The organism is Cryobacterium frigoriphilum (genome assembly GCF_004403305.1).
In the GTDB taxonomy this organism is placed as follows: Bacteria; Actinomycetota; Actinomycetes; order Actinomycetales; family Microbacteriaceae; genus Cryobacterium; species Cryobacterium frigoriphilum.
In genome coordinates, this window is sequence record NZ_SOHE01000088.1 from 70,999 (window position 1) to 93,850 (window position 22,852).

21 protein-coding genes and 6 tRNA genes are annotated in these 22,852 nt (G+C 65.3%); 20 read left to right on the top strand and 7 right to left on the bottom strand.

What is annotated here, in order from left to right; all coding sequences use genetic code 11:
- Positions 1–39 precede the first annotated feature (39 nt).
- The 4 genes from E3T55_RS19350 to E3T55_RS19365 all read right to left on the bottom strand — a co-directional run bounded on the left by E3T55_RS19350 (position 40) and on the right by E3T55_RS19365 (position 2,743).
- A complete protein-coding gene (locus E3T55_RS19350) occupies positions 40–870 on the bottom strand; it encodes an ABC transporter permease subunit (RefSeq protein ID WP_241993163.1) in 831 nt (276 codons plus the stop codon).
- Positions 867–1,868, bottom strand: coding sequence for an ABC transporter ATP-binding protein (locus tag E3T55_RS19355; protein WP_134521164.1), 1,002 nt, complete (start codon positions 1,866–1,868; stop codon positions 867–869). Before E3T55_RS19355 ends, E3T55_RS19350 begins: the two co-directional genes overlap by 4 nt.
- Positions 1,865–2,557, bottom strand: a complete 693-nt coding sequence (locus E3T55_RS19360) for a TetR/AcrR family transcriptional regulator (RefSeq protein ID WP_198418612.1) — start codon at positions 2,555–2,557, stop codon at positions 1,865–1,867. The genes E3T55_RS19355 and E3T55_RS19360 overlap by 4 nt, the downstream gene beginning before the upstream one ends.
- 110 nt (positions 2,558–2,667) lie before the next feature.
- A tRNA-Val gene (locus tag E3T55_RS19365) sits at positions 2,668–2,743 on the bottom strand.
- A 178-nt stretch (positions 2,744–2,921) separates the two neighbouring features.
- Here E3T55_RS19365 and E3T55_RS19370 point away from each other — a divergent pair.
- The 20 genes from E3T55_RS19370 to E3T55_RS19470 all read left to right on the top strand — a co-directional run bounded on the left by E3T55_RS19370 (position 2,922) and on the right by E3T55_RS19470 (position 19,868).
- A tRNA-Gly gene (locus E3T55_RS19370) sits at positions 2,922–2,993 on the top strand.
- A gap of 79 nt (positions 2,994–3,072) precedes the next feature.
- Positions 3,073–3,146, top strand: a tRNA-Cys gene (locus tag E3T55_RS19375).
- 34 nt (positions 3,147–3,180) lie between these two features.
- Positions 3,181–3,255: transfer RNA gene (locus E3T55_RS19380), tRNA-Val, on the top strand.
- Positions 3,256–3,419: 164 nt separating this feature from the next.
- Positions 3,420–3,491: transfer RNA gene (locus tag E3T55_RS19385), tRNA-Gly, on the top strand.
- Between the two features lie 55 nt (positions 3,492–3,546).
- A tRNA-Val gene (locus E3T55_RS19390) sits at positions 3,547–3,618 on the top strand.
- Between the two features lie 284 nt (positions 3,619–3,902).
- Complete coding sequence (locus tag E3T55_RS19400) at positions 3,903–5,456, top strand: HNH endonuclease signature motif containing protein (RefSeq protein WP_166791850.1); 1,554 nt, start codon at positions 3,903–3,905, stop codon at positions 5,454–5,456.
- 80 nt (positions 5,457–5,536) lie between these two features.
- Complete coding sequence (locus E3T55_RS19405; protein WP_134521167.1) at positions 5,537–5,737, top strand: DUF1918 domain-containing protein; 201 nt, start codon at positions 5,537–5,539, stop codon at positions 5,735–5,737.
- 178 nt (positions 5,738–5,915) lie between these two features.
- Positions 5,916–7,928 (top strand): threonine--tRNA ligase, encoded by a 2,013-nt coding sequence (gene thrS / locus E3T55_RS19410; RefSeq protein ID WP_241993165.1) that lies wholly within the window; start codon positions 5,916–5,918, stop codon positions 7,926–7,928.
- A gap of 24 nt (positions 7,929–7,952) precedes the next feature.
- Complete coding sequence (locus E3T55_RS19415) at positions 7,953–8,516, top strand: HIT family protein (RefSeq protein ID WP_134521217.1); 564 nt, start codon at positions 7,953–7,955, stop codon at positions 8,514–8,516.
- 121 nt (positions 8,517–8,637) lie between these two features.
- Positions 8,638–9,540, top strand: coding sequence for a pyridoxal 5'-phosphate synthase lyase subunit PdxS (gene pdxS, locus E3T55_RS19420; protein ID WP_134521169.1), 903 nt, complete (start codon positions 8,638–8,640; stop codon positions 9,538–9,540).
- A gap of 11 nt (positions 9,541–9,551) precedes the next feature.
- The gene (gene pdxT, locus E3T55_RS19425; protein ID WP_134521170.1) at positions 9,552–10,223 is read left to right on the top strand and encodes a pyridoxal 5'-phosphate synthase glutaminase subunit PdxT; all 672 of its coding nucleotides are present in this window, start codon (positions 9,552–9,554) and stop codon (positions 10,221–10,223) included.
- Positions 10,224–10,285: 62 nt separating this feature from the next.
- Positions 10,286–10,828: a DUF1697 domain-containing protein gene (locus E3T55_RS19430; RefSeq protein ID WP_134521171.1), complete on the top strand. Its 543-nt coding sequence runs from the start codon at positions 10,286–10,288 to the stop codon at positions 10,826–10,828.
- Between the two features lie 168 nt (positions 10,829–10,996).
- Positions 10,997–11,761, top strand: coding sequence for a YebC/PmpR family DNA-binding transcriptional regulator (locus E3T55_RS19435; protein WP_134521172.1), 765 nt, complete (start codon positions 10,997–10,999; stop codon positions 11,759–11,761).
- 5 nt (positions 11,762–11,766) lie between these two features.
- Positions 11,767–12,426 carry a crossover junction endodeoxyribonuclease RuvC gene (ruvC, locus tag E3T55_RS19440; RefSeq protein WP_134521173.1) on the top strand — a complete coding sequence of 220 codons (660 nt, stop codon included), beginning with the start codon at positions 11,767–11,769 and terminating at the stop codon, positions 12,424–12,426.
- A complete protein-coding gene (gene ruvA / locus E3T55_RS19445; protein WP_134521174.1) occupies positions 12,423–13,067 on the top strand; it encodes a Holliday junction branch migration protein RuvA in 645 nt (214 codons plus the stop codon). Before ruvC ends, ruvA begins: the two co-directional genes overlap by 4 nt.
- Entirely contained in the window at positions 13,064–14,125 is a 1,062-nt protein-coding gene (ruvB, locus tag E3T55_RS19450; RefSeq protein ID WP_134521175.1) for a Holliday junction branch migration DNA helicase RuvB, read from the top strand. The genes ruvA and ruvB overlap by 4 nt, the downstream gene beginning before the upstream one ends.
- 81 nt (positions 14,126–14,206) lie before the next feature.
- Entirely contained in the window at positions 14,207–14,599 is a 393-nt protein-coding gene (yajC, locus tag E3T55_RS19455; protein ID WP_134521176.1) for a preprotein translocase subunit YajC, read from the top strand.
- Between the two features lie 132 nt (positions 14,600–14,731).
- Positions 14,732–16,462, top strand: a complete 1,731-nt coding sequence (gene secD / locus E3T55_RS19460) for a protein translocase subunit SecD (protein ID WP_134521177.1) — start codon at positions 14,732–14,734, stop codon at positions 16,460–16,462.
- The gene (gene secF / locus E3T55_RS19465; RefSeq protein ID WP_134521179.1) at positions 16,462–17,487 is read left to right on the top strand and encodes a protein translocase subunit SecF; all 1,026 of its coding nucleotides are present in this window, start codon (positions 16,462–16,464) and stop codon (positions 17,485–17,487) included. The genes secD and secF overlap by 1 nt, the downstream gene beginning before the upstream one ends.
- 125 nt (positions 17,488–17,612) lie before the next feature.
- Positions 17,613–19,868 (top strand): RelA/SpoT family protein, encoded by a 2,256-nt coding sequence (locus tag E3T55_RS19470; RefSeq protein ID WP_134521181.1) that lies wholly within the window; start codon positions 17,613–17,615, stop codon positions 19,866–19,868.
- On the opposite strand, the gene E3T55_RS19475 is transcribed toward E3T55_RS19470, so the two are convergent.
- The 3 genes from E3T55_RS19475 to E3T55_RS19485 form a co-directional block, all read right to left on the bottom strand.
- Positions 19,865–20,524, bottom strand: coding sequence for a hypothetical protein (locus E3T55_RS19475; protein WP_134521183.1), 660 nt, complete (start codon positions 20,522–20,524; stop codon positions 19,865–19,867). The two genes, E3T55_RS19470 and E3T55_RS19475, sit on opposite strands and share 4 nt — an antisense overlap.
- A 110-nt stretch (positions 20,525–20,634) precedes the next feature.
- The gene (locus E3T55_RS19480; RefSeq protein WP_134521185.1) at positions 20,635–21,867 is read right to left on the bottom strand and encodes a DUF349 domain-containing protein; all 1,233 of its coding nucleotides are present in this window, start codon (positions 21,865–21,867) and stop codon (positions 20,635–20,637) included.
- A gap of 122 nt (positions 21,868–21,989) precedes the next feature.
- A complete protein-coding gene (locus tag E3T55_RS19485; RefSeq protein ID WP_134521186.1) occupies positions 21,990–22,772 on the bottom strand; it encodes a peptidylprolyl isomerase in 783 nt (260 codons plus the stop codon).
- Between the last annotated feature and the right edge of the window lie 80 nt (positions 22,773–22,852).

Sequence of the window (22,852 nt, forward strand, 5' to 3'; positions counted from 1 at the left end):
GCTCAGTGTCCATGAGGTGAGCGTAGCGGTCGGCCGGGCTCAGACTCCGATGTCGCGCTGGCGCAGCACGAGGGCGGTGACCGCGCCGAGCAGCAGAGACAGACCGTAGAAGACGGCGACCATGCCCCAGTCGGCGCCGCTCGTCATCGGGTTCGCGCCGAACGCCCAACTGTATGGAGACAGGGCGTGCAGCCACTCGAGATCGGGGCTCTGATTGCCGATCGCGTTGAAGACATAACCGATCACGGCGACCGCCGCGCCGCCGGCGATTGCCCAGACCCGTCGCCCGGTGAGAGCGCCGCAGAGAATCGCGACGCTTCCGGTGAATAGAATCAGTCCGCCGAAGAGCACACTCGTGCCGAACAGGTTCTGCGGCTCGATGTCAAGCTCCGAGGGCCCGTTAAGCGCCCAGACCAGCACAAACGTGAGGCCGGCCAGTGTGAGAATCTTGACCGCCATCGCCAGGAAGCGTTGCACGGCTACCTCGACCCGCGTCACGCCGTGGGCCAGGGTGAGCTCGAGCTGCCCGGATTCCTCATCGCCACCGAGCGCCGAGGCGCCCCAGCTGATCGCCGCGATGCTCATGAGCAGAAAGCCGATCAGGCCGAACAGGGTGGCCTGCGCGTAGCCGGCGCCGGTGCCGATCTGGTCGTAATTGATGGTGCGGGTCAGCTCCGGCGGCAGGCTGTTGATCAGGTCCTGCATGGCCGCGTCGCCGCTCATACTCGGAAACAGCGGCAGATAGAGAGCGGATGCGGCGGCGAGGCCCAGACCCCAGCCGATCAGGGAACGCCAACTGTCGGTGAAGACCTTGCCGAAGATCGGGAATGGCGCCCGGCGCATGGTCGCGGTCGGGTCGACGGTAGTCATGAAACATCCCCATTCGGGCCGGCAGCGTTCGGGACGGTATACAGCCGCAGCACGGACTCTTCCAGATCGGGTTCTTCCAGCACGAGATCGGTGAGCGCAAGGGTCGAGATCGCCTGGATGAAGGGGCGAATCTCACCGCCGAGGGTTGCCGTGGCTTCGGTCGTCCCGGCCGAGTTGCGGGTGCACTCAAGATTTCCGACTCCATCGAGCGGAGCGAGCAGGGCCCGCAGCTCGGCCGGGCTCACGCCGGTCACCATCATGCGCAGGTGACGGATGGCGGACTGCCGCAACTCCTCCACGCTCGCGATGGTCACGATCTTGCCGCCGCGCAGAATGGCGACCACATCCGCGGCCTGTTGAATTTCGCTGATCACGTGCGACGAGAGAAACACGGTCTGCCCGGCCTCGCGAGCCTCGCTGACGAGGCCGAGAAACTCCTGCTGCATGAGCGGGTCGAGCCCGCTCGTGGGCTCGTCGAGCACGAGGAGTTCTGGCTGGTGCATGAAGGCCTGCACAATGCCGAGCTTCTGCTTGTTCCCCTTGGAGAGTTTGCGCACCGGGCGATCGAGGTCGAGCCCGAATCGCTCTGCGAGCTCGTCGATCTTGCCGCGCGGCACCGGCCCGGAGATATCGACGTAGTGCTTCAGCAATCGGCGCCCGCTCGTGCGGCCCTCCAGGATCAGTTCCCCCGGCAGATAGCCAATGCGCCGGCGCAGTTCGGGGCCGGCATTGCGGGAGTCGGTGCCGAGCACGGTCGCCCGCCCCGATGTCACCCGAATGATGTCGAGCAGCGCGCGCATTGTGGTGGTCTTGCCGGCACCGTTGGGGCCGATCACACCGAACACGCTGCCACGGGGCACCGAGAAACTCACCCCGGCCAGGGCGAGGCTGGTGCCGAACTTCTTCACGAGATCGACGGCCTCAATCGCCGCGTCCGGGTCTGCGACGGATGCCACTCCTCGCCCCTGCGGTGCTTCTGCGGTTCCGACATGGCTCATGAGGGTTGTTCCTTTCGGCTGATGTCCGGTGGTGAATCGGAGGTCTGCACGGCGGCGAGAGCCTGCCGCGTCGCTACGAGAAAGGAGTCGTCGGTGTAGAGGCCGTGGGTATACAGCTCGAGCGAGGGCAGTGCCATCCGTTGTAAGACAGCCGGTCCCATCGCGTCGAAGCCGAGCGAGCGCGCAACGACCGGGCCGAGGGTCATCATGGCCAGGCTGGACATGGCGATGAACACCGCGAGGGCTCGGGGGTCGGAGCAGGGGCGCATGCTGCCGTCCGCAATGCCGGCGATGACGATGGCTTCCGATTCATCGACGATGGTGTCCACAAACCGGCGGGCGGTGGGGGAGTCCTCCTTGATGGCCCGGCCGATGTAGTCGAGGTGCGACTGGTAGTCGGCGGCATTGCTCAGGTAACGCCTCATGACGTCCTGCAGCCCTTCGGGGCTGGTCTCGTCGTGGGCGGTGCGCATCAGGTCGCCGAGCACGTAGTCGTCGCAGGCCCCGCGCAGCCCGTCTTTGCTGCCGAAGTGGTGCAGAACGAGCGCGGCGCTGACTCCGGCCGTGGCGGCAATGGCCCGCAAATTCGCCTTGTCGAAGCCGTCGGTCGCGAAATGCCCGATGGCGGCGTCCCGAATGCGGGCCTGAGCGGTCAGGTCGGCCGGGGCAGATACTTTCGTTGTACGCACGTTCAACATGCTAAACGTCTGTTCAGTCGTGCGCAAGGCCGGCCGTTCCCGCTGCCCGGGAATACAAAAAACCCCCGGCGAGCCGGGGGTGTCAGTATTGCCTCAAACTGTGGTGGGCGATGCGGGACTTGAACCCACGACCTCTTCCGTGTGAAGGAAGCGCGCTACCAGCTGCGCCAATCGCCCAAGAGTACATTTCTGCCGCAGCTGACTTCGAACTGAATTCAACCGCGGTTACTGATACTAGCCCAGATCAGCGGCACCTCGTGCACCGAGGCGGGGCCAACACGCCGTGTTGACTCGGTTTTGTTTATTCGGGTATCCATCGGCTAGAGTCTTCAAAGCACGCAGAGATGCGGGCAGTGCGGATGTGGCGCAGTGGTAGCGCATCACCTTGCCAAGGTGAGGGTCGCGAGTTCGAATCTCGTCATCCGCTCGAATAAAATGGAATCGGCCGCGAGGCCGGTTCCACTTTGTTTATGCAGTTCATACATTTTTCTGCACTGTACCCACGCGGTGGATTGGCCGAGAGGCGAGGCAGCGGCCTGCAAAGCCGTATACACGGGTTCGAATCCCGTATCCACCTCCATTTCGCTGGACACACAAGCGGCACGATGAGGCATGGGCGATTGGCGCAGCGGTAGCGCGCTTCCCTGACACGGAAGAGGTCACTGGTTCGATCCCAGTATCGCCCACCATCCTGGCCCCCGATCACTCGGGGGTCATTTTGTTTTTAACCCCTGATGAGCTGTTTATTCGGGGCCGCATGGCCCGCGCGGGCTGGTCGAAATCGCCGTGTGTTCACGGAGGTCCGAAAAATCAGCTAGAGTCTTCTAAGTGCGCAGCGATGCGGACAAAACATGCGGATGTGGCGCAGTGGTAGCGCATCACCTTGCCAAGGTGAGGGTCGCGAGTTCGAATCTCGTCATCCGCTCGAATGTTGAAAACCAGCCCTGGCTGAGTTTGCAGCATTGTAGAAAAGCCCAATTGGGCGATTGGCGCAGCGGTAGCGCGCTTCCCTGACACGGAAGAGGTCGCTGGTTCGATCCCAGTATCGCCCACAACAAAAACCCCCGGTAATGCGGGGGTTTTTTTGTACCACTTTCGTGTGCCCCTGCCGGGCTGTGCAAACTCGCCCGATGCTCGAGCCTGTTAGGGGATTGCTAGTACACACCTATGATTTTTTTGTGCTCATTCCTGAATTATGCTCGAGTTTTGGGGCGCGGTATGAGAAAATAGTGCTATGACTATTTCACGGGAAATGCCAGATGAGGCACCGGATGCTCCGGTGCCTCCCCCCGATCACCCGCCCGATGCAGCAGGGGATCACCAGAACACACTAACGATGCACGCGCTCGTCGACCCGGCACTCGTCGACCCGGCACTGGTCGATCCGGCGCTGGCTGATCCGGCGCTGGCTGATCCGGCGCTGGCTGATCCGGCGCTGGCTGCTGCGGTCCTGACCGATCCGTTGCCGGGAGAACCGCCAGCGGATCCCGCCGAGGAAGCCCGTCGGGCCTGGGTACCGGGGATGGAGAAGTGCAACCTCCTGCTCGACGTTGTCGAGGGGGCGCACCGGCGCATGGCGGCCGACGCCGCCGATCGAGCCGTGGCACTCGACGCAGTGCAAATCCACATGCGCGGCCTGCAGCTCCCCGGCCGCCCCGTGCTCGAGCCGGGCACAGAGCCGGCCCGGGATGCCGCGGGCCGGGAGATCCCGCGGTGGACACCGCAGCGAGTGGCCGAAGAATCCCTGGTCTCCGAAGTCAGCGCCCTGCTGCGCCAGACACACGACCAAACCCGGGCGTTGCTCTACGAGAGTGAACGACTCGTTCACTATCTGCCCGCGACGCTTGGCCGCTTGCGCAGCGGCGACATCAGCTACGAACACGCGCAGGTCGCCGTCGACCAGTCCGCAGTGCTGCCGGACGCACTGCTCGGCGAGTTCGAGGAGCGCGTGCTGAAAGACGCCGAGTGGCTCTCGATTGAGCAGCTGCGGCGTCGGGCCGTGCGGGTACGGGAACGCCTGAATCCGGAATCCATCACCAAACGTCACACGAAAGCCGTCGCCGAACGGTATGTGCGGCTCAAGGACACCTTTGACGGCATGAGCTTTCTCGACCTGCTCCTGCCCACCGATGACGCCCACGCCATCTTCCACCGCCTGACCCGCATGGCAAAGGAGCTTCGTTCTGCCGACGACGGCCGCACCCGGGCACAGTTGCGGGCCGACATCGCCGCCGACCTGCTCATCGAGGGTGTCACCGCCGCCGGCCTTGGCAACGGGGTGCGCGCCACCGTTCACGTCACCGTGCCGGTCATGACCCTGATGGGCCACAGTGACGAGCCCGGCATCCTCGACGGCACCGTGCCCATCGACCCCGAAACTGCTCGCCGCCTTGCCGGCACGGCCACCGGATTCACCCGCCTGCTCGTGCACCCCGAGACCGGAGTCGTGCTCTCCGTCGGTCGCGACCGCTACAAGGTACCGGCCGGTCTGCGCAAGGCGGTCGAGATTCGCGATCAAACCTGCCGGTTCTTCGGCTGCACCCAGCCGGCCACCCACGACGATGTCGACCATACCCACGACTGGTCTTTCGGCGGTGAAACCAACCTCAATAATCTCGCCCTGTTGTGCCGCCACAGCCATCGGCTCAAGCACGAAACAGGCTGGGAAGTCAGCCAGGACTCCAAGGGCGCATTGCACTGGATCAGCCCCGCCGGTCGGCACTACCCCACCTTCCCCGACGCCCGCATGAACCCACCGATCCCGGTGCCCATCCGGCCGAAGACCAAGGCGCAGATCAAGGCCGACCTGCAGGCGCTCGAACCCCGGCCACTCAGTCTCGACGAGCTCTGGGCCCTCCCGATCCCCACCGACGAAATCATCCCCTTCTAGAAGCCCTTGTGCGGCATCCGCTGCCCGGCGTAGTTTGGCGGTCGACAGACTGCCGAGAGTTCTGCACCCGAGAGGAAATCATGCGCGCCACACAGGGAGATCGAATAGTGATTCGCGGCAAGTCGGTCGGCAATCCCGACCGGCACGGCGAGATTCTGGACGTACGCGGCGAAGACGGAGGCCCGCCCTACGAGGTGCGCTTTCACGACGGTCACCGCAGCGTCGTCTACCCGGGGTCGGACTTCATCATCGAGCATGTCTCCGCTGAGGAGTCCGTGTAGGCCTGAGGAGTCCGGGTAGCACTGAGGAGTCCGGGTAGCACTGAGGAGTCCGGGTAGCACAGCCGTTCCTGCAGTTGCGACTCTCCCACGCCGCTAAAGTTGGAGAGTCCGCAATAAACAGGGAGTTATACACGTGGCTGACGGCTTTGCGCTTTTCACCGACCGGTCTGTTGTCGCCATGCGCGTCAACGGCGAGCTGAAAGATCTCGCGGCTACCGTCGAGACAACGGATGTCGTGGAGCCGGTCACTATTGATTCGCCCGACGGATTGAACATTCTGCGCCACTCGGCGACCCACGTGCTGGCCCAGGCCGTGCAGACCGTGAACCCGGCCGCGCGCCTCGGCATCGGCCCGTTCGTCACCGACGGCTTCTACTACGACTTCGACGTGGCCGACCCGTTCACTCCCGAGGACATCAAGTCGCTCGAAAAGGCGATGGATCGAATCATCCGTCAGGGCCAGCGTTTCGTGCGCCGTGTCGTCACCCACGACGAGGCTCGCGCTGAGCTGGCCGCCGAACCCTACAAGCTCGAACTGATCGGTATCAAGGGCGGACCCGGAGAGGGCGGCGACCAGACCGAGGCGATCGACGCGAACAACAGCGCGACCGCCGAGGAAGAATCGGTCGAGGTCGGCGGCGCCGAACTCACCATCTACGACAACGTCGACCCAAAGACGGGGGAGACGGTCTGGAAGGACCTCTGCCGCGGCCCACACCTGCCCAATACCCGCATGATCGGCAACGGCTTCTCGCTGACCCGGCTGGCCGCCGCCTACTGGCGCGGCTCCGAGAAGAACCCGCAGCTGCAGCGCATCTACGGCACCGCCTGGCCCACGAAAGACGCCCTGCGCGCCTACCAGGCCCGGCAGGAGGAGGCCGCCAAGCGCGACCACCGCAAGCTCGGCGCCGAACTCGACCTGTTCAGCTTTCCCGAAGAAATCGGCTCCGGCCTGCCGGTCTTCCACCCCAAGGGCGGCATCATCCGTCAGGAGATGGAAAACTACTCCCGCCAGCGCCACACCGAAGCCGGCTACGACTTCGTCTACACCCCCCACATCACCAAGTCGACCCTCTTCGAGACCTCCGGACACCTCGACTGGTACGCCGACGGCATGTTTCCGCCGATGCACCTCGACGAAGAGCGTGACGACTCCGGTCACGTGACCCGCCAGGGCGTCGACTACTACCTCAAGCCCATGAATTGCCCGTTCCACAACCTCATCTTCAAGTCCCGCGGCCGCAGCTACCGCGAGCTGCCGCTGCGCCTGTTCGAGTTCGGCTCGGTCTACCGCTATGAGAAGTCCGGTGTGGTGCACGGCCTCACCCGCGTGCGCGGCATGACCCAGGACGACGCTCACATCTACACGACCAAGGAGGGCATGAAAGAGGAGCTCACGAGCACCCTCAACTTCGTGCTCGACCTGCTCGCCGACTACGGTCTCAACGACTACTACCTCGAGCTCTCCACAAAAGACCCGAAGAAGTTCGTCGGCAGCGACGAGGCCTGGGAGGAAGCCACCCAGACCCTCTCAGAGGTCGCGACCGCCTCCGGCCTCGAGCTGGTCGCCGACCCGGGCGGCGCCGCGTTCTACGGCCCCAAGATCTCCGTTCAGGCCCGCGACGCCCTCGGCCGCACCTGGCAGATGTCCACCATCCAGCTGGACTTCAACCTGCCGGAGCGCTTCGAACTCGAGTACACCGCCAACGACGGCACCCGCCAGCGCCCGGTCATGATTCACCGCGCGCTGTTCGGCTCGGTCGAGCGCTTCTTCGCGGTGCTCACCGAGCACTACGCCGGGGCCTTCCCGGTCTGGCTCTCGCCCGTGCAGGTCGTCGGCATCCCCGTGTCTGAGCAGTACGGCCCATTTCTCGACGACATCATCATGCGCCTCAAGAAGGTCGGCGTGCGCGCCGAGGTCGACCACTCCGACGACCGCATGCAGAAGAAGATCCGCACCCACACCAAAGCCAAGGTGCCCTTCCAGCTCATTGTCGGCGAAGAGGACCAGGCCAACAACGCGGTCAGCTTCCGCTTTCGCGATGGCACGCAGGACAACGGCGTGCCGGTTGACGAGGCCATCCGTCGCATCGTCGAGGCCATCGAGACCCGAGCGCAGGTGGTGACCTCGCCGGCCGCCCTCATCGAGGCGACGGATGCGCCTGCTCCCGTCACTCAGGACGCGCGCTAGGTGGCCGCCCACCCCGAAGACCGGCTGCGTGGATCGGGCCTCGACGCCGAGGGGCTCGTCGTCGAAGGCTCGAGCGAGTTCGCGGGCGTTCCCGACGCCTTCCAGCGCCTGTGGACCCCGCACCGCATGGTCTACATCCAAGACGGCCAACAGCCGCACGCCGACGACTGTCCGTTCTGCATCGCCCCCTCGATGACCGACGAGAAGGCGCTGATCGTGGCCCGCGGCGAGCACGCCTACGTGCTGCTCAACCTGTTCCCGTACAACAGCGGCCATGTCCTGGTCTGCCCGTACCGCCACGTCGCCACGTACGATCAGGCCACTCCCGAGGAGATCGCCGAAATCGGCGAGCTCACGCAGATCGCGATGCGCGTGCTGACCGAGGTCTCGCACTGCGATGGTTTCAACATCGGCATGAACCAGGGCCGCATCGCCGGCGCGGGAATTGCCGAGCACCTGCACCAGCACATCGTGCCGCGCTGGGCCCTCGACTCGAACTTCTTTCCCATCATCGCCGGCACCAAGGCCATTCCGCAGTTGCTCGGGGATGTACGCCGCAACATCGCCAACGGCTGGCCGGCGCGTTAGCCCAGCCAGCTCGCCCCAGCCAGCTCAACCCAGCCAGCTCGCCCCAGCCAGCTCAACCCAGAACTCCGGGCGCGCCCACCGAGCTCCCGTGTCAGTACAAAGCAAGGAATAGGATCACAGCATGACTGAAACCACTTCCCCCGAACAGGTCGGCTCGAGCCGCGTCAAGCGCGGACTCGCCGAAATGCTCAAGGGCGGCGTCATCATGGACGTCGTCACCGCAGCGCAGGCCCGCATTGCCGAAGACGCCGGCGCCGTCGCCGTCATGGCCCTCGAGCGTGTGCCGGCCGACATCCGTTCGCAGGGCGGCGTTGCGCGAATGAGCGACCCCGACCTGATTGACAGCATCCGCGCCGAGGTCAACATTCCGGTCATGGCGAAGGCCCGCATTGGTCACTTCGTCGAGGCGCAGATTCTGCAGGCCCTCGAGGTGGACTACATCGACGAGTCAGAGGTGCTGAGCCCCGCCGACTACGTGAACCACATCGACAAGTGGAACTTCACCATTCCGTTCGTCTGCGGCGCGACCAACCTGGGTGAGGCGCTGCGCCGCATCACCGAGGGCGCGGCCATGATCCGTTCCAAAGGTGAGGCCGGCACCGGCGACGTCTCAGAGGCGACCAAGCACATCCGTACCATCAAGGGTGAGATCGCCCGTCTGTCCTCGCTCGGCAAGGACGAACTCTACGTCGCCGCGAAGGAGCTGCAGGCGCCGTACGAACTCGTCGCCGAGATCGCGGCGACCGGCAAGCTGCCCGTCGTGCTCTTCACCGCCGGGGGAGTGGCCACCCCGGCCGACGCCGCGATGATGATGCAGCTCGGCGCCGACGGAGTCTTCGTCGGATCCGGCATCTTCAAGTCGGGCAACCCGGAGCAGCGTGCCGCGGCGATCGTCAAGGCCGTCACCTTCTTCGATGACGCCAAGATCATCGCGGATGTCTCGCGCGGCCTCGGCGAAGCGATGGTCGGCATCAACGTCACCGACATCCCCGCCCCGCACCGCCTCGCCACCCGCGGCTGGTAACACCCGCCTCGATGCCTGACAGCGTACTCGTCGATCTGCCCGCACCCGCCGTGCCGGGTGCTGTGACCGAATCAGCCAGGCAGGGTGACGCCCCGATCGGGGTGCTTGCCCTGCAGGGCGACTTTCGTGAACATGCCGACGTTCTGCGCGCCCTGGGCGCTGAGGTCGTTCTGGTGCGTCGCCCCGAGGAGCTCGCCCGCGTGGGCGGGCTTGTGATTCCGGGCGGTGAATCCAGCGTCATGGACAAGCTGGCGCGCATGTTCGGCCTGTTCGAACCGCTGCGGGCGGCGGTTCAGGACGGCCTGCCCGTCTACGGCACCTGCGCCGGCCTGATCATGCTCGCCGACACCGTGCTCGACGGCATCGCCGGGCAGCAGAGCATTGGCGGCCTCGACATTATCGTGCGTCGTAATGCCTTCGGTTCGCAGGCGGCGAGCTTTGAGACCGACCTGCAGGTTGCGGTGCTCAGCGGCGCCCCGATGCACGCCGCCTTCATTCGTGCCCCGGTCGTCGAGAGGGTGGGCCCGGCCGCAACGGCCCTCGCCCGCCTCGCCGACGGCCGCTGCGTCGCCGTCGAGCAGGGCAACCTGCTCGGCACCTCGTTTCACCCCGAAATCACCGGGGACTATCGGTTTCACGAGTACTTTTTACGCAGGGTGGCTGCCGCCGCCTTGCGTCGCTAACGCACGGCCGGTTCGTTCTTCAGTGAACGGACGGCGCCGAGCGGTTATGGAAAGAGTCAACGATGACACGCTATATCGCCCTGCTTCGCGGCATCAACGTCAACGGCATCACGATCACCATGACGGACCTCGCCGACACCTTCACGGGACTCGGTTACACCGACGTGAAGACCGTTCTCGCGAGCGGCAACGTGATCTTCAGCATCGACAAGCCGCTCGCCAACCACGAGGAACTCGCGGCACTCAAGGCCCGCATCGAGGCGGCGCTCACGGCGCGTTTCGAGTATGAGGCCTGGATCGTGCTGATTGACCACGAGACCCTCGATCGGGTCGTGCGCGCCTACCCCTTCGACGAGAAGCACGCGGCCTGGCACCCGTACGTCATGTTCTCCTCCGAACCGGGGCACCTGTCGGAACTGGCCGGACACGCCAGAGAACTCGACGCCGCCGACGAACGCGTCGAGCTCGGCCACGGTGTTCTGTACTGGGAGGTCAAGAAGGCCGTGGGAGTCAAGAGTGCCTTCAGTAAGAAGAGCGGCAAAGTGAAGTATCGCGCCACCACCACGACCCGCAACCTGCATACCCTGCACACCCTGCTGGAGTGACGCGCGGGTCTGGGTCAGCCGCTCGCGGACGTGCCCGGGCTAGACTTCAACGACGAGAACGACAGCCGTAACAGGCACTGTTCACCTCAGTATGGGGTTTACCTCAGTACGGGGTTCACATCAGTGCAGGGTTCACATCAGTACCAGCGAGCACACAACGGGAGAATTATGTCCGGGCATTCCAAATGGGCCACCACGAAACACCAGAAGGCGGTTACCGACTCTCGGCGCGCCAAGGCCTTCGCCAAGCTCATCAAGAACATCGAGGTCGCCGCACGCATGGGCGGCGCCGACCTGTCGGGTAACCCGACCCTCGTCGACGCCATCCAGAAGGCCAAGAAGACCTCGGTGCCCAACGACAACATCGACCGTGCGGTCAAACGCGGCGCCGGGCTGTCGGGCGAACAGGTCGACTACACGACCATCATGTATGAGGGCTACGCCGCTCATGGCGTGGCGATCATGGTCGAGTGCCTCACCGATAACAAGAACCGCGCGGCGGCCGAAGTGCGCACCACCATGGCCCGTAATGGCGGCACCATGGCCGACCCGGGCAGCGTCGCGTACAACTTTCACCGCAAGGGCGTCGTCGTCGTGGGCCACCACGACGGCCTCACCGAGGATGACGTTTTGATGGCCGTACTCGACGCCGGCGCCGAAGAGGTGCTGACCGAAGACGACACCTTCGAGGTCTTCTCAGACGCGGCCGACCTCGTCGCAACGCGTTCGGCCCTGCAGGCCGCCGGTATCGACTACAACTCCGCCGACATCGCGTTCGTTCCGTCCCTCAAGGTCGAGGTCGACGCCGAAACCGCCCGCAAGGTGTTCCGCCTCATCGACGCCCTCGAAGACCTCGACGACGTGCAGAACATCTACAGCAACTATGACGTCACGCCCGAGGTGCAGGCCGAACTCGAAGCCGAGTCAGAGTAAGCGGTATGGTGCGGCTGGGCGCGGTCCGGGTGTTGGGAATTGACCCGGGCCTCACCCGCTGCGGAGTGGGCGTCGTCGACGTGGCCGGCAATCGTACGGCGACCCTCGTCGACGTCGCGACCCTCACGAGTGCACCCGATCTGCCGCTCGAAGAGCGCCTGTTGCTGCTCAGCCGCGGCATCGAGGACATGCTCGACCGCCATCGGCCCCAGTTTGTCGCCATCGAGCGTGTCTTCGCCCAGCACAACGTGCGCACGGTGATGGGCACCGCGCAGATCAGCGGCGTCGCCCTGCTGCTCGCCGCCCAGCGCGGCCTCACCGTGACGCTGCACACGCCGAGCGAGGTCAAGGCGGCCATCACCGGCTACGGCTCCGCCGACAAGAAACAGGTCGGTACCATGGTCGCCCGCATTCTCGGTCTGAGCGAGATTCCCAAGCCGGCCGACTCAGCGGATGCGCTCGCTCTGGCCATCTGCCATGCCTGGCGCACCGGGGCCGCAGGCGGCACCCTGCCCACGAAGGCGTCGATCGCGGCTTCCGGCCCGGCCGCCGCCCTGACCCCCGCTCAAAAGGCCTGGCGCGCGGCTGAGCGTGGATCAACAGTGCGCGGATCAACGGAGCGGGGCACCGCACCGTCGGTGGCTCCGCGTAGTCTTAAGCGGTGATTTCTTCCATACGTGGCCCCGTCCTGTCCGCCCTTGGTTCGATGGTCGTGGTCGAGGTCGGCGGTATCGGGTTGTCGGTGCAGGTGACCCCGGCGACGGCCCTCAGCTGCCGCATCGGCGAGGAGGCACGCCTGGCGACCACGCTGATCGTGCGTGAGGACTCGCTTACCCTCTACGGCTTTCACAGCCACGAGGAGCTCCATGTCTTCGAGCTGCTGGTCGGCGTGACCGGTGTCGGCCCGAAGTCCGCCCTCGGGGTACTGGGGGTTCTGGTACCACAACAGATCGCCCAGGCCGTAGCCGATGATGATGATGCCGTCTTTCGCAAGGTGAGTGGAATCGGTCCGAAGACCGCCAAGCTCATCGTTCTGTCTCTGGCCGGCAAGCTCGTCGTGACAGCGCCCGCACCGGCCGCCCGCACCGCACCGGCGCGCACCGTCGCCGCGACGGTGCAGGCCGCGCTCATTGGGCTTGGCTGGACCGAACGGGTGGCGTCCGAGACCGTTGATGCGACGCTCGCCGACCTGGGGGAGGGCGAGACAGCATCCGTAGCCGCGATCCTGCGGCTCGCGCTCGGCCGCCTCGGACCGGCGCAGCATGTCTCGAGTCCGCACCTGACGACACCGGGACGTGCCGAATGACCGAACCGGCGGCACCCACGGCCGGAGACGAAGTCACCAACCCGAGCCTTGAGAGCGAGGGTGAGCTCGCCTTCGAGGGCGCCCTGCGCCCCCGCAGCCTCACCGAGTTCGTCGGCCAGCAGAAGGTGCGTGGGCAGCTGCAGCTGCTGCTGACCGCGGCGACGATGCAGAATCGCACCCCAGACCACATTTTGCTCGCCGGCCCGCCCGGGCTCGGCAAGACCACCCTGGCCATGATCATCGCCTACGAGGGCGACCGGCCCCTGCGCATGGCGAGCGGGCCGGCCATCCAGCATGCCGGTGACCTCGCGGCGGTGCTGTCCTCACTCGTTCCCGGTGAGGTGCTCTTCATCGACGAGATCCACCGTATGGCCCGCTCGGCGGAAGAGATGCTATACCTCGCCATGGAGGACTTTCGGATCGACATCATGGTCGGCAAAGGGGCCGGGGCGACATCCGTTCCACTCGATCTGGCACCGTTCACCCTCGTGGGCGCCACGACACGCTCCGGGATGCTGCCGAACCCCTTGCGGGACCGTTTCGGCTTCACCGCCAACCTCGAATTTTACGCCGAGAACGAACTCGAGCTGGTGCTGAAACGTGCCGCCGCCCTGATCGGGCTGCCCATCGGCCAGCGCGCCCTTGCCGAAATTGCCGGGCGCTGTCGCGGCACACCGCGCATCGCCAACCGACTGCTGCGGCGTGTGCGCGACTACGCGCTCGTGCACGGCGGCGACGCCGATCTGACGGCCGTTCACGCCGCCCTGGAGCTCTACGACGTCGATGAGATCGGCCTCGATCGGCTCGACCGCGAGGTTATGCGCATCGTTCTGACGCGGTTCGGGGGCGGTCCGGTCGGACTCAACACCCTTGCGGTGTCGGTCGGTGAGGAGTCGGAAACGATCGAAGCGGTCGTCGAACCCTTCCTCGTGCGGATAGGCTTCCTCACGCGTACCCCGCGCGGTCGGGTCGCAACCCCCGCAGCGTGGCGGCACTTTGGACTCAGCTCATCGGGGGGTCTCACCTCTCAGGGTGGTCTGCCCCTTGATGACCTATAATTCAAGCTGGTTCGTACCGAGACACAGGCTTCGGCGCAGCGATTGTGAAGCAGCGCCGCAATTGGAAGGTTTTTTAGCTTTATGGATGGATTGACACTTGTCATGCTCGCCGTGCTGGCGATGCTGGTTTTCTTCATGTTCCGCAACGGACGCAAGCGTAAGAAGGACCAGGAGGCCCTGCAGGCCACCATGGTTCCCGGCGCTGACGTCATGACCAACTTCGGCCTCTACGGTACGATCGTGTCGATCGACGAGGAAGCCAACAAGGTTGCCTTGCAGATCGCACCCGGCACGATCGTCGAGATTCACCGCCAGACGATCGCTCGCGTCGTGGACCCGATCGTTGCGACCGATGACGACGACGTCGACGGCGCCGAGACGCTCGTTGTGCCCGAACCGGCTGACTTCGGAACCGATCCCGAGTTCGGTCAGCGCAAGGGCGACGACGACAAGCCCGGCAAGAGCGACGCGTAAGCAGTAGGCACGCAGCAGTAGATACGCAGCAGTAGATACGCAGCAGTAGAACAGCGGGTCTGCGCCGTTTGGCGCGGACCCTGGCCTGTGTGAATGGGCCGGCATGCACCGAATAGAAAGCTGAGTTCATAGGTGGCTAAGTCGTCCCCGGGCAGAAAAGCCTGGCGTTCCCTGACCTGGCTCGGTGTCATCATCGTCGCCCTCATCGGATTCAACGCCGTCGGCGTGATGACCGGTGAAGGATCGTGGACACCCAAGCTGGCCCTCGACCTGGAGGGCGGCACGCAGATCATCCTCGAGCCCCTGATCGAGGAAGGCCAGACGGTGTCGAGCGAACAGCTCAGCCAGGCCGTGTCGATCATCCGGCAGCGGGTGAACTCCTCGGGCGTCTCCGAAGCGGAGATCAACACTCAGGGCGGCCAGAACATCGTCGTCTCGATCCCCGGTACCCCCGACGACGAGACGATCAACCGCATCGAGTCCTCCGCCAAGCTCGAGTTTCGGCCCGTTCTCGTCGCGTCGGCACCGTCGAGCGCGACGGTCGGTGAAGACGGCGTTTCGACGCCCGCACCGACCAGCGTCGACCCGAACCTGTCGACCACCCCCGAGGTCGAACCGACCGACGCGAGCGACCTGAACTACATCACGCCGGCTCTCGCCGCCCAGTTCGAAGCCTTCGACTGCAGCGCCATCGACACCAGTAACGTCGCCCCGGCAGCCGATCCGCTCATCACCTGCGAGGCCGATGGCTCCGCCAAATACATCCTCGGGCCGGTCGAGGTCAGCGGCGAGACCATCGCCGACGCCACCAACGGCACCGGAACCACCCAGAGCGGCGCCAGCACCGGCGAATGGCTCGTCAACATCGAGTTCAACGGCCAGGGCGGCGAAGACTTTCAGGCCATCTCCAGCCGGCTGATCGCACTCGAGTCCCCGCAGAACCAGTTCGCGGTCGTGCTCGACGGTCAGGTCATCACGGCTCCGGTCGTGCAGGGCGTCACCAACAAGCCCCAGATCAGCGGAAACTTCACCCAGGAATCCTCGAAGACCCTCGCCGACCAGCTCAAGTTCGGCGCCCTGCCGATCAGCTTCACCGTGCAGAGCCAGGACACCATCTCGGCCACGCTCGGCGACACCCAGCTGCGCAACGGCCTCATCGCCGGCCTCATCGGCCTCGTGCTCGTCGTGCTGTATTCCCTCGCGCAGTACCGCCTGCTCGGCCTCGTCACCGTTGCCTCGCTCATCGTGGCCGGGGTCATCACGTACTTTCTCATCACCCTGCTGTCCTGGCGGGAGGGCTACCGGCTCTCGCTTGCCGGTGTCGCCGGTCTGATCGTCGCCATCGGTATCACCGCCGACTCCTTCATCGTCTACTTCGAACGCGTTCGAGACGAGCTGCGTGACGGACGCGGCCTCGAGAGTGCCGTGGAAGCGGGCTGGAAGCGGGCGCTGCGTACCATCATCGCCTCCGACGTCGTCAACTTTCTCGCCGCGGCTGTGCTGTTCGTGCTCGCCGTCGGCAACGTGCGCGGCTTCGCGCTCACCCTGGGCCTGACGACCGTCGTCGACCTGCTCGTGGTGAGTCTCTTCACCCACCCGATGCTGCAGCTTGTGGCCAAGACCCGCTTCTTCCGTGAGGGCCACACGCTCAGCGGACTCGACCCGCGTGCCCTCGGGGCGGTGTACCGGGGACGAGCGAAATTCGTTCCGTCGGCATCCGTCTCCCCGGTCAAGGCTGCATCGTCGAGCCGCGAGGCCGCCAAACGGCAGACCATCGCCGAGCGCAAGGCCGCCGACCTCGTCGGCAGCGGCACGTCCACCAAGACCAGCACAGATCGATCGAACGACGGGAAGGATTCCTGATGGCCAGCTTCTCGCAGTTCGGAAATGACCTCTACACGGGCAAGCGCTCGATCAACATCGTCGGTCGACGCAAGCTCTGGTACCTGATCGCCGCCGGCCTGATCCTGATCGCGTCCCTCGGCCCGTTCGCCAGGGGCGGCTTCGTCTTCGGCATTGAATTCACCGGTGGCAGCGAGTTCGTCGTCACCGAGATCGCCGACCCGTCCCAGGACACCGCGGCCGAGGCCGTCGCCAGCGTCGTTCCCGAGACGGTACCGAAGATCTCCGCCGTCGGTGACAGCGAGATTCGGGTGCAGACCGACCAGCTGACGAGTGATGACACGCGTGCCGTGCGCAACGCCCTCGCCGCGGCCTACGAGGTGCCGGAAGCCGAAGTCGCCGCCTCCTTCATCGGTCCGTCGTGGGGCGCAGACATCACCGGTCAGGCGCTGCGCGCCCTGGTCGTCTTTCTCGTGCTCGCCGGCGTCGTCATGGCCGTGTACTTCCGCACCTGGAAGATGAGCGCCGCGGCCATGGTCGCGCTGCTGCACGACCTCGTGATCACCGCCGGCTTCTACGGCATCACCGGGTTCGAAATCACCCCGGCGGCCGTGATCGGTTTTCTGACGATTCTCGGCTACTCGCTCTACGACACCGTTGTGGTGTTCGACAAGATCCGGGAGAACACCGGCGAAGATGGGTCGGAATCGCGGCGCACCTTCGCGGAGTCGGTCAACCTTGCGGTCAACCAGACCCTCGTGCGCTCGATCAATACCTCGGTCGTCGCCGCCCTGCCGGTGGCCTCGATTCTGGTCATCGGTGCCTTCGTGCTCGGCGCCGGAACCCTGCGCGACATCTCGCTTGCGCTGTTGATCGGAATCCTCGTCGGTACGTACTCGACGATTTTCATCGCCGCACCGCTGTACTCGCAGCTGCGCACGGCCGAGCCCGAGATCCAGCGCCGCGACAAGCGTGCCATTGCGGCTCGCACGCAGGCGGAGGCCGTCACCGCCAAGTCCGAGAAGGCGGCCAACGTCACGGCCTGAGCCGCGCTGTTCCAATCAGGTGCGGTGCCGATCAGGTGCGGTGCCGATTGGGTGCTGTACCGGCCGCGTGCGAGAAACAGGCATAATTGGTCAAAAGCACACGCCACGAGAAATGAGGTGAAGCGATGACCGACACGACGACACCATCATCCGCTTCTCTGCGCCGCCTCGTGCCCCGCATTTTTTCTCGTGCTCAGCCGGCCGGCGCCGTCGACACCCTCATCAAGACGGTGCGGCTGCACCACCCCAAGGTTGACCTGTCGATCATCGAGCGGGCCTACAGCGTCGCCGAGCGCGCCCACGAGGGCCAGATGCGCCGCAGCGGTGAGCCCTACATCACGCATCCGGTCGCCGTGGCTCAGATTCTCGCGGACCTCGGTATCGGCACCAAGACCGTGTCGGCGGCGCTGTTGCACGACACCGTCGAAGACACCGACTACACCCTCGACCAGTTGCGGGCCGATTTCGGTGACGAGATCGCGATGCTCGTTGACGGCGTGACCAAGCTCGACAAGGTGAAGTACGGCGATTCGACGCAGGCCGAAACCGTGCGCAAGATGATCGTCGCGATGTCCAAGGACATCCGCGTACTCATCATCAAGCTCGCCGACCGGCTGCACAACGCCCGCACCTGGGGCTTCGTTCCCAACGAATCCGCCGTACGCAAAGCCACAGAGACGCTGGAGATCTACGCGCCGCTTGCACACCGCCTTGGTATTCAGACCATCAAGTGGGAACTCGAAGACCTCTCCTTCGCTGTGCTGTACCCCAAGCTCTACGCCGAGATCGAGAGCCTCGTCAAGCAGCGCACCCCGCAGCGCGAAGAGTTCGTGCAGAACATCATCGACACCATCAATGAAGACCTGAAGTCCTCACGCATTCGGGGCAAGGTCGCCGGCCGACCCAAGCAGTACTACTCCATCTACCAGAAAATGGTCGTACGCGGCCGCGAGTTCGACGAGATCTACGACCTCGTGGGCATTCGGGTGCTCGTCAATTCGGTGCGGGACTGCTACGCCGTGCTCGGGTCCATTCATGCCCGCTGGACACCGCTGCCCGGCCGGTTCAAGGACTACATCGCCACCCCCAAGTTCAACCTGTACCAGTCCCTTCACACGACCGTGATGGGCCCCAAGGGGCGACCCGTCGAGATTCAGATTCGCACCCAGGAAATGCACCAGCGCGCCGAGTTTGGTGTAGCCGCACACTGGAAGTACAAAGAGGCCGTCAACGGCAAGAGTGCCGGCGGACCGGGGCCGCAGAGCGACACCGACATGGCCTGGCTCGCCCACATCAGTGACTGGCAGGCCGAAACCGCCGACCCTGGTGAGTTCCTCGACTCGCTGCGCTATGAGATCGGCGCCAAAGAGGTCTACGTCTTCACCCCGAAGGGGCGCGTCATCGGGCTTCCGACCGGGGCGACACCGGTCGACTTCGCCTACGCGGTGCACACCGAGGTGGGGCACCGCACCATGGGGTCGAAGGTCAACGGCCGGCTCGTGCCGCTCGAGAGCACGCTCACCACCGGAGATGTCGTCGAGGTCTTCACCTCGAAGAACCCGGACTCCGGCCCCAGCAAGGACTGGCTCAATTTCGTGCGCAGCCCGCGGGCGCGCAACAAGATTCGTCAGTGGTTCACGAAGGAACGCCGCGACGAGGCAATCGAGCAGGGCCGGGATGCCATCGCCCGCGCCATGCGCAAGCAGAACCTGCCGCTGCAGAAGCTCATGAATCAGGATTCCTTTGCCGAGGTGGCGGCGCTGCTGCGGTACGAGGACGTCTCCGCGCTCTACGCCGCTGTCGGCGAGGGCCACGTGTCGACGCAGTCGGTGCTCGAAAAGGTCGTCGCCTCGCTGCAAAGCATCGAGGAAGGCGACAGCACCGACCTGCCCGTCGCTCCGCGCGGCCATACCCAGACCCTGCGGCACAGTGATTCCGGGGTACTCGTGCGCGGCGCGCCGGATATTCTCGTGAAGCTCGCTCGCTGCTGCACGCCGGTACCCGGGGACAAGATCGTCGGCTTCATCACGCGCGGTTCGGGCGTCTCGGTGCACCAGGCATCGTGCCATAACGTGGCGTCGCTGCTCAAGGAACCCGAGCGCATGATCGACGTCGAGTGGGCGCCAACCTCGAAGAGTCTCTTCCTCGTGCACATCCAGATCGAGGCGCTCGACCGCTCCGGTTTGCTCTCCGACGTGACCCGCGTCTTATCGGAGCACCACGTGAACATTCTGTCCGCCACCGTCAACACGTCGAGTGATCGACTGGCTCTGAGCCGATTCGTCTTCGAGATGGGGGATGCGACGCACCTCGATCGCATCCTGAACGCCGTGCGGCGCATCGATACCGTCTACGACGTGTACCGCGTCAGCGACGGCTAGGTGCACTCCTCGGTAATATCTGCGACGGCCGAGCTGGGCCTGCGTCGACCGGGCAGCGTCTCATCGTCGAACAGATCCTGCACTGCTCTGAACCGAGCGGCCGCCCGCTGGCCGGACGGGGAGAGAGCGGGAACGCATCCGTGCAGCGCCTCGCGCACGGTGCGGTAGCCACCGTAACGCAACAGCGCCGCCAAGAGGTCGACCAGCCGGGCTTCTTCGCAATCCCCGGCGGGGTTGGTGCGGCAGAGCGCGAGGTCGACGGCGGTGCGCAGGGGCGTCGTGACGCAGACTCCGCCGATGGTGAGGGTCTCCGCGAGCGGGTCGCGCACCTCGCGCACCCGCACGCGCAGCGAGAGGGGCACGCGTTTGCGGGCACCGCTGTCGAGGTGCAACTCGTGGCAGCACGGCTCAGGTGCGAGCCCGAAAATCCACGCGGCGCTTGAGCGTTCGGCCACGACCGCGACCGGTACCAGTCTGCTGATGGTGCGCGCACGGCTCGCGGGGCTGTCAATCTCGTCGATCGGATACCACACGTCGCCGACCAGGTAGATCTCCCCGTCAAGCCGGGCGCTGCAGAGCTCGGCGAGGGCAAGATCGTGCGGCGGCGGCGGCGGCGGCGGAACGGAGCGAAGACGCACGGGCGGGTCGGAATTCATGCGAACACCTTGGCACGGTGCGCGAACGACAGAGGCCATCCCCGGCAAACTGTGGACAGTTGCCGGGAATGGCCTCGTGTGGAGAAGTCGCGGTTCTGAAAAACGCCGCGCTACAGGCCGATGGCCTTGAGCCACGCCTTGCGAGCCGCGAGTGCTTCTGTGGCCTCCGTGATGGCGGCCGGGTCGTTTCCGGCCTGGGCCACGGCCAGTTCCGCCTCGAGCTTCTCGATGGCGTCGTACAGCTGGCCGGCGAGGCCCTCGGTGCGGGCCTTCGTCTCGGGGTTGTTGCGAATCCAGTGGTCGTCGTCGAGCTTGCGCACGGCCGCTTCGACCTTGCGCAGCCGCTCGTCGACGGTCTTGACCTGGTCGCGCGGAACCTTGCCGATGGCGTCCCACTTGCGCTGGATGCCGCTGAGAGTGTCGCGGGCCGCGACGCGGTCGGTAGCCGTCAGAAGCGTTTCGGCCTCGGTCAGCAGTTCGAGCTTCAGGACGAGGTTGCCCGCGTACTCTTCGTCGTCGACGGCGTCGACCTCGGACTTGGCCGAGTACAGTACGTCACCGGCAGCCTTGAACTTGGCCCACATGGCGTCGTCCTGCTTCTTGCCGCTGCGGCCTGCGAGCTTCCACTCTTCGAGCAGGTTGCGGTAGACGGGAATGCCGTCGGCACCCTTGGCCGCGAGGGCCTCGGCCTGCTCGATGAGGTGCTGCTTGCGGGTGCGCACATCCTTGTGGGCGCTGTCGAGCTCGGCGAAGAAGGCCTTGCGGTTCTGCTCGATGATCGTGCGTGCGGCCCGGAATCGCTTCCACAGGTCGTTGGCCTCACCCTTGGGAATACGCGGCGCGTCGTGCTGGTGTGCCTGCCACTTGGCGAACAGGGCGTCGAGAGCGGCGCTGGTCTGCTTCCACTGCGTCTTGGCGGGGTCTTCTGCGGCGAGGCGCTCGGCCTCTTCCACGATCGCGGCGCGTTCGGCCACGGCAGCGGATGCTGCGGCCTTCGCCTCGAGGCCCTGCTGCTCGGTGAGTTCGCTGACGGCACCGCCGAGGGCTCCGAGGCGGGTGACGAGTGCGGCGAGGTTGCCGACGGCGTTGGCCGTGGCGACCGTCGCGCTGAGATTGGCGACCGCTTTCGCCACGTCGGCGGCGGGGGCACCACCCTTCGCGCGCTGCTCGAGCAGGGTGACCTGACCGTTGAGCTCATTGTATTTACGCTCGAAGTAGGCCAGTGCTTCTTCCGGAGTTGCATCCGGGTACTGTCCAACGGCGCGTTCGCCTGACGCCTCGCGCACGAATACCGTGCCGGTTTCGTCTACGCGACCCCATGGTTGCTGATCTGTCGTAGTCAAGAGCCTCACCTTGCTGTTCTCGTTTGTGTGCCCCTGAGAGGGCTAATACCCGCTCAAGCCTATTGCAAGCCTGCGCGCGGATTACCGGATTACTGAACTGATCGCCTAATGGTACGAAAAAACTACTGGAGGGAAAATGCGGTGATGGTGGTCGCAACCGCCGGGGCGCCGTCGGTGGAACCGTCGTCGGTGCCGGCATCCGTGATGCCGGCCTTCAGCTCGTCCAGTCCGCTCGTGACACGTCCCACCACCGTATAGCCCCCGGCACTGTCGGAGGGGATGGTGGTGTCGTCGTAGACGAGAAAGAACTGGCTGCCGATGCTTTCCGCGTCGTTGCCGACCCGCGCCATTGCGATAGTGCCCGCCGGGTACACGTCGTCGGCCGGGGCGTTCTCAATCGGCCCGTAGTTGTAGCCGGGGCCGGTTGCGTCGCCCTCGGGGTCACCGCACTGCAGCACGAAGAAGCCATCGGTCGTGAGGCGGTGGCAGTCGATGCCGTCGTAGAAACCGTCCTGCGCGAGGGCGATCGTCGACGCGACCGCCTGCGGGGCCAGAGCGCCGTCGAGCTCGATCCCCAGCGGAATGTCGTTGAGGTTCAGTGCGCCCGTCCATGTGCGATTTTCGGCAACGTCGACGGAGGGCAGGGTGCGGGCCTCGGCTGGATCCGTGCTGGGGGCATCCGTCGCTGAGTCGGTGGCCGCGGGCGTGCCGGGGCCGCCAGAGAAGTAGAAGACCTGGGCGCCGACGAGCAAGGTGAGCACGACCACGAGACCGGCCCCAGCCAGAATGTTGTCGCGCTTGCGGCGCGAGAGCTGGTTGTCGTGCACGGCTCGACGAGCCTGATAGCCGCGAACCCGCCCACGTTCTTCGCGCGCTTCACGCTCCGGCTTGTAATTCTGTGCCACGTTATATCCTCCTGGGGCGCCCGAGCCGGGTCGCACGACCTCGTAGAACTCTACGCACAAACTTATCGGGTGGCAGTGTC